Source organism: Streptomyces chattanoogensis, from assembly GCF_001294335.1.
Taxonomy (GTDB): Bacteria; Actinomycetota; Actinomycetes; order Streptomycetales; family Streptomycetaceae; genus Streptomyces; species Streptomyces chattanoogensis.
In genome coordinates this window covers 1-12,666 of sequence record NZ_LGKG01000134.1, presented here as the reverse complement: position 1 = coordinate 12,666, position 12,666 = coordinate 1, and the positions used below count along the sequence as shown (strand labels likewise).

The window sequence follows — 12,666 nt, the reverse complement described above, 5'->3', positions numbered from 1 at the left end:
TGCGGTGCACCACGGTCGCATAATCGAACATACGCTCGAAGAATGCTCGGAAGATAGGGGCAGTTCACACGTGAAGCGCGGTATGACGTTAAAGAGCACCATCAAGCGGGCCGGCTACGCACCGGCCGCGGTGGCCGCCACCGTTCTCGTCGGAGCGATGGCGGGTACGGGGACGGCAAGCGCCACCCCGGCCCCGGACCCCGGCCACGGCGCACCGAGCATCATCGGCGGCGGCGCGGCGCCGACTTACTCCTTCATGGCCGCCATCCACGGCGGCTGGGGCAACCCGAAGAACTTCACCTGCGGCGGCGGGCTGATCCGGGGCGACTGGGTCGTCACCGCTGCGCACTGCGTCACCAAGCCGGGCAAGGACGGGAAGACCGAGACCATCCCGGCCAAGGAGTTCACGGTCCGCATCGGCTCCAAGGACCGGACCGCCGGCGGCACGGTCGTCGGCGTCAAGGAGGTCTTCGCGCACCCCGGCAGCGTCGCCTCGGACGACCGCAGCTCCGGCAGCGACCTCGCACTGCTCCACCTGAGCAAGAAGGTCACACAGGCACCGGTCGCGATGGCGCCCTCGGCGACCAAGGCCGGGACCGCGGTCCGGGAGATCGGCTGGGGCTACACCAAGCCCGGCGACAAGGGCCAGGACAAGCTTCCCAAAGCCCTCCGGCAGCTCGACACCAAGACCATCCCGGCCAACACGCCCAAGTGCGTCAAGGGCCCGGACGGTGACGACTCCTGGGGCATCCACAAGGGCGATGTCTGCGCCGACAACCCCACGGGGAAGTTCGGCCCGTGCGGCGGTGACTCCGGTTCCCCGCTGCTGAAGAAGGTCAACGGCCGCTGGCAGATAGTCGGCGTCGACAGCCGAGGCGTCGGCCACGTCTGCGGCGAGACGCCGGACGTCTACACCGAGATCCACTCCTTCAAGGACTGGGTGGCCAAGACCATCGGCTGATCCGGCGGGCACGCCGGAATGCCCGGGGGCGCGGCTCCGAGAGCCGCGCCCCCTTCCTCGTACGGGCGGTCTACGCGGCCACCGCCTCCCCCACCGCACACCCCACGTTGTCCGGTGCCCCCGCCTCGTGGGCCAGGGCGATCAGCTGCCGTACCGCCTCTTCGGGATCGGCCGCCGCCGCCAGGGCGTCACGCATCGCCCCGGCCGGGACGACCCCCGACAGGCCGTCGGTGCACAGGAGATAGCGCTCGCCCGGCCGGGCCTCCAGCAGGTGCAGGTCGGGGGCGACCTCCGGGCCGCCGCCCAGCGCGCGGAGGAGCAGCGCCCGGTCGGGGTGCGTGGGGGCCTCCTCCGGGGTGAGCCGGCCCTCGTCGATCAGGGACTGCACCACGCTGTGGTCGTGGGTGACGCGGAAGAGACCGGAGTCGCGCAGGACGTACGCGCGGGAGTCCCCGACGTGCAGCAGGCCCAGCCGGGAGCCGGAGCGGAGCAGCGCGGTCAGTGTGCAGCCCGACGCCCCGTCCGGCGCCGGGGCCGCCCGGTTGGCGCGCCGGGCCGCCTCTTCCAGGGCGGTGAGCAGGTCGACGGCGGTGAGATCGAGGTGCTCCAGGGGTTTCAGCGCGTCGATCGCGGCGGTCGCGGCGCGGTCGCCCAGCTCGCCGTAGCCATCGGCCACGGCGAGCAGCCGCGGGCCGGCGTACGCCGCATCCTGGTGGGCCGGGCGGAAGAGTCCCCGGTCGGTGCGGGCGGCGAAGCGCAGGGTGAGGTGGATGTCCGGTGTCGTCATCGTGGTGTGGTCCTTCCTCTTCAGCTGGTCGACGAGGAAGGCGGCCAGGTCCCGTCGGGCGGCGGTGTCGGTCTCGACCTGCGCCCAGTACGCGGCGACCGCATCGGCCGCCGGGCCGGGCGCCAGCTCGCACACCTCGCGGATGCGGGCCAGCGGCATGCCGAGCCGCCTGAGCCAGGCGACCAGCCGGGCGCGCTCCAGCTGGGCCGGGGCGTAGCGGCGGTAGCCGTTGTACGGGTCGACATGGGCCGGGGTCAGCAGGCCGAGGTCGTCGTAGAGCCGCAGCGCCTTCGGCGAGAGCCGGGACGCGCGGGCGAACGCCCCGATGGTCAGCAGCTCACTGCCCCGGTCACCGTTCATCCGTATGCCCTCCTCGTACCGGGCCCGTCGCCCGGTACGGCCGATGCTGGGGCTTCCCCCAGGGACAAGGTCAACGAGGTCAATGACGTCAATGAGGTCAATGACGTCAACGGGCGGGCGCCGCCAGCCGGTTCAGGGCCGCCGCCGTCAGCGCCTGTACCCCCATGGTCAGCGTCGGCCGCACCACCGGCACGAAGTGCGGTGAGTGGTTGGAGGGGATGTCCTGCGCCAGCCGCCCCGCCGCGAAGGCCGTACGGAACTCGTCCGGGTCCCAGCCGCCCAGCCACCAGTAGTAGAGCGGCGCCTCGGCGGCGGTCGCCAGGAGGCCGGCGTCCTCGCTGCCCGCGGCCGGGTCGTAGGCGAACAGCCGCTGTTCGCCGAAGAGTTGGGTGAACTCCGCGTTGACCTGGCGCAGGGTCCGGGTGTCGTTGACGGTGACCGGGAAGGAGTCGAGGATCTTCGTCTCCGGGGCGCGGTCGGCGCCGGAGGCGGTGGCCTCGGCGCGCGCGATGCGGTCGACGGCGGCCAGGACCCGGGTGCGTACGGTCTCGTCGAAGCTGCGGACGCTGAGCCGTACGACGGCCTGGTCGGGGATGACGTTCGCGGAGTCGCCGGCGTGGAAGGAGCCGACGCTGACGACGGCCTGTTCCCTGGGGGCGACCTCGCGGGCCACCACGGACTGCACCCGCTGGACGAAGGACGCGGCCATCAGGATGGGGTCGACGGTGGTCTCGGGGCGCGAGCCGTGGCCGCCGGTGCCGTGGAAGGTGATCTCCAGGCTGTCGGCGGCGGCCATACAGGCGCCGGGGCAGTACGCGATCAGCCCGGCGCCGAACGGGGCGACATGCTGGGCCAGCACCACATCGGGGACGGGTACCAGGCCCTTGCTGTAGAGGCCGTCGTCCAGCATGGCGCGGGCGCCGTTGCCGACCTCCTCGGCGGGCTGGAAGAGGACGACCAGCGTGCCGGACCACCGGTCCCGTGCCGCCGCGAGTAGTTCGGCGGCGCCCAGCAGACAGGTGACGTGCACGTCGTGGCCGCAGGCGTGCATCCGGCCGGGCGTGCGGGAGGCGTAGGCGAGGCCGGAGTGTTCGGTGACGGGCAGGGCGTCCATGTCGGCGCGCAGCAGGACGACCGGGCCGGGGCCGTTGCGCAGCACACCGGTGACGCCGGTGACGCCGATGCCGGTGGTGACGTCATAGCCGTACGCGGTCAGCCGCCGTGCCGCCTCGGCGGCCGTACGGGTTTCCTGGAAGCCGAGTTCGGGGTGGCGGTGCAGGTCTTCGTAGAGCGCCACCAGGTCCGCGAGGCGGGTGTCGTCGAGCGGGGCCAGGACGGAGTCCAGGACGGGGCGGGGGATGACGGGGCGGGAATGGTCGCTGTCGCTCATACAGGAATTCGACCACGGCGGCCGGGCAGCGGCCCCGGACGGCCCCTGCCCCGGGCCATCAGGCGGCCGGGTGCTGGCCGGAGTTCGGCGGTGCCCCGTCACCACCCCGTGACACCCGCGCCCCCTCCTGCCACCGTGAATCAGCCCGCCCACGCCGCTGATCGGAGGCTGACATTGGCCATCGCATCCACCCCGCCGAACGGTGCGCCCGACGACCTCGCGGCCCATCTGATGGACCAGGCCATGGGCCACCTGTTCTCCGCCGCGCTGCGCACCGCGGCCCACCACCGCATCGCCGACCACCTGGCCGGGGGCCCGCGCACCGTCGAGCAGCTGGCCTTCGCCACCGACACCCACGCCCCGCATCTGCGCCGGGTGCTGCGCTATCTCGCCGCCCGCGGCATCTTCCGGGAGGACGCGGCGGGCGCCTATCAGCTGACCCCGGCGGCCAGAGCGCTGCGCACCGATGTCCCCGACTCGCTGCACCCCGCCGTCATGCTGCTCACCGACGAGCTGTTCCTGCGGACCTCGGCGCTGATGCCGGAGGCGGTACGCGAGGGCGGTGCGGCCTTCGAGCGGCTCGTCGGGGTGCCGCTCTTCGCGCATCTGACGTCCCACCCGGCGCAGCGCGAGCTGTTCGACAGCGGGATGGCCTCGCTGTCCGGGCCGGTGGACGAGGCGGTGGTCGCCGCGTACCCGTTCCCCGAGACCGGCACGGTCGTGGACGTCGGCGGCGGCCGCGGCGGTCTGCTGCGCGCCGCACTGCGCCGCCACCCCCAGCTGACCGGCGTGCTCTTCGACCAGCCGCCCCCGCTGGCCCACCACCTCCTGGTCGGCGACGACCTCAAGGGCCGCTGGCGCACCGAGGAGGGCGACTTCTTCGCGTCCGTACCGGAGGGCGGGGACGTCTATGTCCTCAAGCACGTCCTGCACGACTGGCCGGACGACGCCTGCCGCCGCATTCTGCGCACCTGTCATGCCGCGATGGCCCGCGGCACCCGGCTGCTGGTCGTCGACTGCGTACTGCCCCCGGGCAACGCACCGCATTTCGGCAAGACGATGGATGTCGCGATGATGGCGGTCCTGGACGGCAAGGAGCGCACCGCGGAGGGGTTCGCGACGCTGCTGTCGGCCGGGGGCTTCCGGCTGACGCGGGTGCTGCCGACGGCGGCGTTTCCGTCGATCGTGGAGGCCGTGGCGGAATAGCCGCCCGGCCCCGCCGGGGCAGCGCACCGCGACACGACACGCCGCGCGCCCGCTCCGTTCGCGGGCGGCATGGCCCGCGCGGGTTGTACTGATCCCACACCGCCGCACCCCGCCCGAGGCCGCAGCCCGCGCACGGAGCCAAGGAGCCACCATGCCCACCCTGCCCCTCCCCGCGCCCGTCGAGAGCGCCCTGCGCGCCGCCAACAGCGACGATGTCGAGGGTTTTCTCGCCCTCTTCACCGAGGACGGGGTGGTCACCGACTGGGGCCGGGAGTTCCGGGGCCGGGACGGGATCCGCGAGTGGTGCAAGGCGGAGTTCATCGGCCGGAAGGTCACCCTCGAGCCGATGGCCGTATGGAGGGAGGGCCACAAGGCCACCGTCAGCCTCCGGGTCGGCGGCAGCTCCGACACCGGTCCGTCGGATATCGCCTTCACCCTCGAAGGCGACCGCATCGCGCGGATGGAACTCATCGGCTGAGGGCCGGGCCATGACCGTTCCCATGCGGGCACGCAGCCGCGACGAGGCCCACCGCACCGCCACCCCGCTGGAGCTCTTCTTCGACCTGTGCTTCGTCGTGGCCGTCGCCCAGGCCGGCCGGCAGCTGGTGCACTTCCTGGCCGAGGGCCATCCGGGGCACGGCATCACCGGCTATCTGATGATTTTCTTCGCCATCTGGTGGGCCTGGGTGAACTTCAGCTGGTTCGCGTCGGCGTACGACACCGACGACGCGCTGTTCCGGGTGGTGACCCTCGTCCAGATCTCGGGCGTGCTGATCCTGGCCGCCGGGGTCCCGCGCGCCTTCGCCGACAGTGATTTCACGGTGGTGTGGTTCGGCTATCTGGTGATGCGGCTGGCGCTGGTCTCCCAGTGGCTGCGAGCCGCGCACGGCAGCCGGGGGGGCCGAGCGGCGCACCGCGCTGCGCTATGCGCTGGGGGTGACCGTGGGCCAGGCCGGCTGGCTGGCGCTGCTGTTCGTGCCGGCGTCCGCCGCGCCCTGGGTGTTCGTGGTGATGGGCGTGCTGGAGATGTCCGTACCGGCGTTCGCGGAGCGGGAGGGGCGGACCGCCTGGCATCCGCATCACATCGCCGAGCGTTACGGCCTGTTCCTCATCATCGTGCTCGGCGAGACGATCTCCGCGGCCACCGTCGCCGTGCAGTCCGCGCTCGACGAGAACGACGAGCTGGGCACCCTGCTGCCGATCGCGGGCGGCGGCCTGCTGCTGGTCTTCGCCGCGTACTGGATCTATTTCGCGGTGCCCATCCATCTGCATCTGCGCTCCAACACCCAGGCGTTCCTGTGGGGCTACGGCCACTACCTGGTGTACGGCTCGGCGGCGGCGATCGGTGCGGGCATCGAGATCGCGGTGGAGGAGTCGACGGGCACGGCTCATCTGTCGCTGTTCGCGGCGTCCGCCTGTGCCACGGTCCCCGCGGCGCTGTTCATGTTCACGGTGTGGCTGATCCACTCCCGTCATCAAAAGCGCGGCCCGGCACAGCAGCTGGTGCTGCCGGTGTCCTCCGTGCTGGTGCTGGCCTGCACCTTCGCGGGGGAGCTCGCGGTGCTGGCGGCCGGCCTGGTGGCGTCCGTGACGGTCGTGGTGGGTGCCGTGCTGACGGCGCGGCAGGGTACGGCGCTGGAGGCGTGACCGGACGCGGTCCGTTACGGTGCCGGGCGCCGTTTCGCCCGTAAGCGTGCCGAACGGCCGTACGCGGCCACTGGTCCGGGCGAATGACGTACGGGCGCCGCCCCGCTCACACCCAACCCGCCCGCGCTTGCGCCGTGTTGGCGCCGGATCCGGCCATCTTCGGCCGCAGGAGGCCGCTCCGCCCCGCCCTCACCACGCCCCTCTCAATTCCCGTCAATTCCCCGCGAACGGCCGTCACTTCCGGCGACTTCACTCTCGCGTTCACCGCCTGCCACCGGAGGCGAGGACAGGTCTCCTGCGCACACGCGGTAGGGTGCAGATTGCCCTTTTTATGCCTGGGGGCTTGATTTTCCGTACGGAATGCCGCACAGCGGCCCGTCCGTCCGCACCTGAGGAGACGCCAGCCATGGTGGCCCGCCACGCACAGCCCAGCGCGCGCAAGAGCCTGTCCCGGCGCAGCAAGGCCGTCGGCGGTCTGGCCCTCACCACGCTGGTCGGCACCGCCCTGTGGGCCTGGCCGGCCTCGGGCGACGATCACGACAGCCTGGCCGACGGCAGGAACGGCGCGCCGAAGACGGCCGCCGCCCCGGACACCGCCGGCGCTCCCAAGGCCGCGGCCCACACCGCACGGGACGCCGCCGCCCGCCGGATCCCCGGCCTGAGCGACGCCGTCCGCAAGCAGATACCGGCGAACACCCGCCAGGTCCTCGTCGTCACCGGCAAGGCCCGCGACTCCTACGAGTCCCAGGTCATCCTCTACACCCGCGCCGAGGGCTCCGACGTCTGGCGGCCCGGCCGCATCTGGGCCGCGCACAACGCCGCCCGCGGCTGGACCGACGACCACCACTACGGAGACCTGCGCTCCCCGGAGGGCGTCTACTCCCTCACCGACGCGGGCGGCCGCCTCCCCGCCCCCGACGGCACCAAGCTCCCCTACGACCACAACCGCAACTTCGTCGCCAACGGCACCGGCGTCGAGGGCGAACCGCTGGCCGGCGCCTTCGACTACGTCATCGCCATCAACTACAACCGGGTGCCCGGCACGTCCCCGCTGGACCAGGAGCGGCCGGACGGCGCGACCAAGGGCGGCGGGGTCTGGCTGCACATGGACCACGACGGTCCCACCCAGGGGTGCGTGAGCCTCAAACCGGACGCGATGCGGGAGCTGCTGCGCACCCTGGACCCCGGCCTGCACCCGGTCGTCGTGATGGGCCCGGCCGCCCGCTGACACCCGCCGGAGCGCCCGCCCGCGTGGTACCCATGACCCATGGCTGACGCACAGCAGGGACGGGAAGCACCGCATCTGCCGGGGCCGCACGACGCGCTGACCGATGTCACCGGCCTGCGGGTGGGCCATGCCGAGCGGACCGGCGACGGCTTTCTGACCGGCACCACCGTGGTCCTCGCGCCGGAGGGCGGCGCGGTCGCGGCCGTCGACGTACGGGGCGGCGGGCCCGGCACCCGGGAGACCGACGCGCTGGACCCGCGCAATCTCGTACAGCGGGTGGAGGCGGTGGTGCTCACCGGCGGCAGCGCCTTCGGGCTGGATGCCGCGTCCGGTGTGACGGCCTGGCTGGAGGAGCGGGGCCGCGGCTTCCGGGTCGGTCCCGATCCCGCGCAGGTCGTCCCGGTGGTCCCGGCCGCGGCGCTGTTCGACCTGGGGCGCGGCGGCGACTGGCGGGCCCGGCCGGATGCGGCGCTGGGCCGGGCGGCGGCCGAGGCGGCGGCGGGTACGGACCCCCGCTCGCCGGTGGCACAGGGCAACACGGGCGCCGGTACCGGAGCGGTGGCCGGCGGCATCAAGGGCGGGATCGGGACCGCGAGCATGGTGCTGTCCTCGGGCACCACGGTCGCCGCGCTGGCCGCCGTGAACGCCTCGGGCGGTTTCGTCGATCCGCACACCGGCGCGCTCTACGGGCGGCTCGCGGGCGGCCCGGCCGCCTTCCCCTCCCCCGACGTGCACACCGCCGCCCAGCGCCGGCTCGCCGAGGCCCGGAGCATCTCGCAGGCCCGTACCGCCTCCTCGGTCCGCCCGCCGCTCAACACCACCCTCGCGGTGGTCGCCACCGACGCCCGGCTCACCCGCGCCCAGGCGCAGAAGCTCGCGGGCACCGCCCATGACGGCCTGGCCCGCGCGGTCCGCCCCGTACACCTCCTCTCCGACGGCGACACGGTCTTCGCGCTGTCCACCGGCACCCGTCCGGCCCTCCCGGAAGAGGCCCTCGCCGACCCGGTGTTCGGGGTGCACGCGGAGGCCGGTGCGCTGAACGAGATACTGGCCGCGGGGGCCGATGTGCTGACGCGGGCCGTGGTCAAGGCGGCGCTGGCGGCGGAGACGGTGGACGGGCCGGGCGGCCTGTTTCCCTCGTACCGGGATCTGTACGGGGGCTGACGGGGCGGCACCCGTCCGGCGGGGCCTCACACCCCCGTGGCGCCGAGCAGCGTCCCCGCCGCATATGTCACGCCCATCGCAAGCGCACCGCCCCCGGCGTTGCGCAGCACCGCGCGACCCGCGGGTGCAGCTCCCATCCGGGCGCTGCTCCAGCCGCACAGCGCCAGCGCGGTGAGCACCGCGGCCACCGTGATCCACAGCCGGTGCGCGGCGGGCGGCAGCACGATCGCCAGCAGCGGCAGCAGGGCGCCCGCGGTGAAGGCGAGGAAGCTGGCACCGGCCGCATGCCAGGGGTTGGTCAGCTCGTCGGGGTCGATGCCCAGCTCGACCTCGGCGTGGGCGCGCAGCGCATCGTGCGCGGTGAGCTGCTCGGCTACCTCGCGGGCGAGGTCCCTCCTGATCCCCTTGCCCTCCAGCAGCTCGGTCAGTTCGACGAGTTCGGCCTGGGGTTCGGTGGCCAGCTCGCGCTTCTCCAGGGCCAGGGCGGCCTTTTCGGAGTCGCGCTGGGTGGAGACCGAGACGTATTCGCCGGCGGCCATCGACATCGATCCGGCCAGCAGTCCGGCCAGGCCCGCGGTCAGCAGGGCGCTGCGCTCGTCGGTGGCGCCGGCCACGCCGACGACGAGTCCGGCGGTGGAGACGATGCCGTCGTTGGCGCCGAGGACCGCGGCACGCAGCCAGTTGAGCCGGCTGCCGAGCCCGCCGCCGTGCGCCTCGTCGTGTCCGCCTGTCCGAGGACTGACCGGCTCGGGATTCTGAGGACTCACCGGCCGAGCGTCTCATCCGCAGCCGCGGTGCCCCCTCCGACGCCCCCGTATCGACGGGATTTCACCGGTGGTAGAAACGGCCGTATGTCCGCATCGCCACCTCCCCACGCGCCTCCTCCCACGCTCGTACAGCCGCCGCCCCCTGAGCCCGCCCCGCGCCGCCGCCTGTGGTGGCACCGGCTGATTTTCGGGCTCTGGTACCGGCCGGTGGAGATTCTGGACGAGGCGCGGGACCGCAGCGCCTGGAGTGCGGCGGTGCTGTTGTCGCTGGTCAGCGGCGCGATCGGGATGCTGTCGGTGGATGCGTTCCGTCAGCAGTGGTCGGCCGGGGGCGCCTTGGCGCTGAAGGTGGCCGGGCTGGCCGAGGCGGGCGTCCTGGTGGCCAGCCTCGCGCTGGGTTCGGTCACCCACGCCATCGCCCGCACCCTCGGCGGCAGCGGCCGCTTCGCACCGACCGCGAGCCTGTTCATCGTGCTGTTCTGGGTGACGGACCTGCCCCGGCTGGCCATCGTGGCCTGGCTCCCGACCGACGCCACCTTCGTCCAGGCCGCCACCTATGCGACCTGGGGCTTCGGCTATGTCCTCGCGGTGCTGCTGATCCGCGGTCAGCACCATCTGCCGACCCTCAAGTCGGCGGCCGCGGTGTCGGTGCAGATGCTGGCGGCGCTGGCGCTGCTGAAGCTGGGGCCGGTCCGTTAGGCGGCTGACTGCCGGTCGCGGCTACCCCCGGTTGGTCAGCTGCCGTACGAGGCCCGCGAAGGCCTCCCGCTCCGCGGCGGTCAGTTCCACGCACTCCGAGGGCGGCCCGCCGGGACCCGTCTGGCGTGGCACCGAGCCGAGCAGCGGTCGCCGCCCGCGCCCGCCCGCCGCCCGGTGGCGGGCCCGTCGGAGAAGTCTGACCAGGGCGACGGCCCAGGCGGCGGTCGCGACGAGCAGTACGGCGAGGATGACCTGCTGCAGAATCGAAACGGAGGGGAGCATACGGTCCTCCAGACGGGCGCTGAGCTGGGCTGGACTGAGGTGCGCTGGGCCGGGCTGATCTGGGCTGAACTGGGCTGTTTCCATTGGACACTACGGCGCACGGCTTACGACAGGGGATCTAGCGCCGTAATTGCCGAAGTGATGCATCTCCTAGGACATTTCCCCGCTTTCCCGGTGACTTACCCGGCGTGCACGCCCTCACCTTCCGGCACGGCAGGGTCCGCCCCGCCGCCTTGGACACCTCGGACGGTTCCCCCGGCGGAGACCGGCCCCCGACGATGGCGGCGCCCCGTCCCCGACGCGAGGAGTACGCACGTGCCGCAGCCGCAGCCGCAGTCCCGACCGTCCGCCACCCCTCCCGCCCGCGCCCTGGACGGCGTCCTCGTCGCCGACTTCAGCCGCGTCCTGGCCGGGCCGCTGGCCGCCGCGACCCTCGCCGACCTGGGCGCCGAGGTGATCAAGGTGGAGCGGCCCGGCACCGGCGACGACACCCGCGCCTGGGGCCCGCCGTTCGCGGCCGACGGCACGGCCGCGTACTTCGACGCCGCCAACCGCTCCAAGCGCGGCCTGGCCCTGGACCTCGGCGATCCGGACGATGCGGCCGCGGCCCGCGAACTGGCCCGCCGGGCCGACGTGCTGATCGAGAACTTCCGCCCCGGCTCGCTGGCCCGGTTCGGCCTGGACCACGCCTCCACCCGCGCCGCCCACCCCGGCCTCGTCCACTGCACCCTCACCGGCTTCGGCTCCGGAGCGGGCGCCCGGCTGCCGGGTTACGACTTCGTGGTGCAGGCGGTCGGCGGTCTGATGAGCATCACCGGGGAGCCCGGCGGTACTCCGCTGAAGGCGGGCGTCGCCCTGGTGGACGTGCTGACCGCCAAGGACGCCGCCACCGGCATCCTCGCGGCGCTGCGGCACCGCGACCGCACCGGCGAGGGCCAGCTGGTGGAGGTCAACCTGCTGTCCTCGCTGCTCGGCTCGCTGGTCAACCAGGCATCCGGCCACCTGGCCACCGGCCACGCCCCGGGCCCGATGGGCAACCGCCACCCGAGCATCGCCCCGTACGAGACGCTGGCCTGCCGCGGCGGGCTGCTCGCGGTGGCGGTGGGCAACGACCGGCAGTTCCGGGCGCTGGCGCAGGCGCTGGGTGTGCCGGAGCTGGCGGACGATGCGCGTTTTGCCCGTAATCAGGACCGGGTCCGCCACCGCACGGACCTCGTCGAGGCCCTGGAGGAGCGGCTGGCCGCCGATACGCCCCAGGGCTGGACCGAGCGGCTGGGAGCGGTCTCCGTGCCGTGCGGGCCGGTCAATACACTCTCCGAAGCGCTGGAACTGGCGGCGCGGCTGGGGCTCGACCCGGTGACCTCCGTCGGCGAGGGCCGTATCCCCCAAGTCACCAGCCCCCTGCGCCTCTCGGGTACACCGGTCACCCAACCCGCCGCCCCACCCCGCCTGGACGAACACGGCCCGGCGCTGCGAACCTGGTTGTCGGGGCCTTCCGACCGACCGCTTCCCCCACGAGTGTGACCTTCGTCACAACATGGTCATACCCGCAACCAATTCCGTCCGTAGGTGCTGTTTACCAGCACGGAATCACAACACCCCTGTATGGAGCAGCTCGTGACATCGCCGGACAACCCCGCGCCCGCCTGGTCCCGCACCCCGCACCAGCCGCTCCATTCAGCCGGGCAGCCCGCGGCGGGCGCATCGCGCCGCGCCCGCCGGGCCCGTCGGACGCTGGCCGTGACCTCGCTCATCGCGGCGGGTGCCCTGGCCCTGTCGGCCTGCGGCGGCGACGCCGAGGCGGGCGGCCATGACGCCAAGAACGGCCAGGCCGGCGCGGACGCCGCGGCCGCCAAGGACGCCTCGCAGGCCAAGATCAAGGTGTCGTCGAAGGACGGCGCCACCGACGCCAGCATCAACGACACCGGGGTGACGGTCACCGGCGGCAAGTTGACCGACGTCAAGCTCACCGTGGCCGACTCCGGCGCCCCGGTCGAGGGCGCCATATCTGCCGACAAGACGTCCTGGAAGCCCGGCGTCCAGCTGGAGCGGGGCACCAAGTACAAGCTCGTGGCGAACGCCAAGGACGCCAAGGGCCGCTCGGCCACCGAGAACGCGACCTTCACCACCGTCTCGTCGGCCAACAGCTTCATCGGCAGCTACACCCCCGACAAC

Annotated in this window: 12 protein-coding genes and 1 pseudogene; 9 read left to right on the top strand and 4 right to left on the bottom strand. The window is 73.2% G+C overall.

Features of this window, described 5'->3' with window-relative positions; genetic code table 11:
- The first annotated feature begins 82 nt into the window (after positions 1–82).
- The gene (locus ADL29_RS15905) at positions 83–961 is read left to right on the top strand and encodes a S1 family peptidase (RefSeq protein ID WP_053924300.1); all 879 of its coding nucleotides are present in this window, start codon (positions 83–85) and stop codon (positions 959–961) included.
- Positions 962–1,031: 70 nt separating this feature from the next.
- Here the strand turns inward: ADL29_RS15905 and ADL29_RS15900 are convergent, their stop codons facing one another.
- Together ADL29_RS15900 and ADL29_RS15895 are read right to left on the bottom strand one after the other, a co-directional pair.
- On the bottom strand, positions 1,032–2,108 hold the full coding sequence (locus ADL29_RS15900) for a MerR family transcriptional regulator (protein ID WP_053924299.1): 1,077 nt from the start codon (positions 2,106–2,108) through the stop codon (positions 1,032–1,034).
- A gap of 106 nt (positions 2,109–2,214) precedes the next feature.
- Positions 2,215–3,498 (bottom strand): amidohydrolase, encoded by a 1,284-nt coding sequence (locus ADL29_RS15895; RefSeq protein ID WP_078971033.1) that lies wholly within the window; start codon positions 3,496–3,498, stop codon positions 2,215–2,217.
- 231 nt (positions 3,499–3,729) lie between these two features.
- Between ADL29_RS15895 and ADL29_RS15890 the strand changes: the two genes are divergently transcribed.
- The 5 genes and pseudogenes from ADL29_RS15890 (at position 3,730) to ADL29_RS15870 (ending at position 8,743) form a co-directional block, all read left to right on the top strand.
- Positions 3,730–4,704, top strand: coding sequence for a methyltransferase (locus ADL29_RS15890; protein ID WP_107094992.1), 975 nt, complete (start codon positions 3,730–3,732; stop codon positions 4,702–4,704).
- A gap of 151 nt (positions 4,705–4,855) precedes the next feature.
- Entirely contained in the window at positions 4,856–5,182 is a 327-nt protein-coding gene (locus ADL29_RS15885) for a nuclear transport factor 2 family protein (protein ID WP_046927581.1), read from the top strand.
- A 10-nt stretch (positions 5,183–5,192) separates the two neighbouring features.
- Positions 5,193–6,351 (top strand): annotated as a pseudogene (locus tag ADL29_RS15880) (low temperature requirement protein A).
- 406 nt (positions 6,352–6,757) lie between these two features.
- Entirely contained in the window at positions 6,758–7,579 is an 822-nt protein-coding gene (locus ADL29_RS15875) for a L,D-transpeptidase family protein (RefSeq protein ID WP_211274329.1), read from the top strand.
- Positions 7,580–7,618: 39 nt separating this feature from the next.
- Positions 7,619–8,743, top strand: a complete 1,125-nt coding sequence (locus ADL29_RS15870) for a P1 family peptidase (RefSeq protein WP_053924297.1) — start codon at positions 7,619–7,621, stop codon at positions 8,741–8,743.
- Positions 8,744–8,769: 26 nt separating this feature from the next.
- On the opposite strand, the gene ADL29_RS15865 is transcribed toward ADL29_RS15870, so the two are convergent.
- Entirely contained in the window at positions 8,770–9,510 is a 741-nt protein-coding gene (locus ADL29_RS15865; protein WP_053924296.1) for a VIT1/CCC1 transporter family protein, read from the bottom strand.
- A gap of 84 nt (positions 9,511–9,594) precedes the next feature.
- Between ADL29_RS15865 and ADL29_RS15860 the strand changes: the two genes are divergently transcribed.
- Positions 9,595–10,209, top strand: a complete 615-nt coding sequence (locus ADL29_RS15860) for a YIP1 family protein (protein ID WP_244319159.1) — start codon at positions 9,595–9,597, stop codon at positions 10,207–10,209.
- Between the two features lie 21 nt (positions 10,210–10,230).
- On the opposite strand, the gene ADL29_RS15855 is transcribed toward ADL29_RS15860, so the two are convergent.
- A complete protein-coding gene (locus ADL29_RS15855; protein WP_046927576.1) occupies positions 10,231–10,491 on the bottom strand; it encodes a hypothetical protein in 261 nt (86 codons plus the stop codon).
- A 315-nt stretch (positions 10,492–10,806) separates the two neighbouring features.
- Between ADL29_RS15855 and ADL29_RS15850 the strand changes: the two genes are divergently transcribed.
- On the top strand, positions 10,807–12,015 hold the full coding sequence (locus tag ADL29_RS15850) for a CaiB/BaiF CoA transferase family protein (protein WP_053924295.1): 1,209 nt from the start codon (positions 10,807–10,809) through the stop codon (positions 12,013–12,015).
- Positions 12,016–12,096: 81 nt separating this feature from the next.
- The coding region (locus ADL29_RS15845; protein WP_245689435.1) for an Ig-like domain-containing protein at positions 12,097–12,666 on the top strand (570 nt) is incomplete at its 3' end.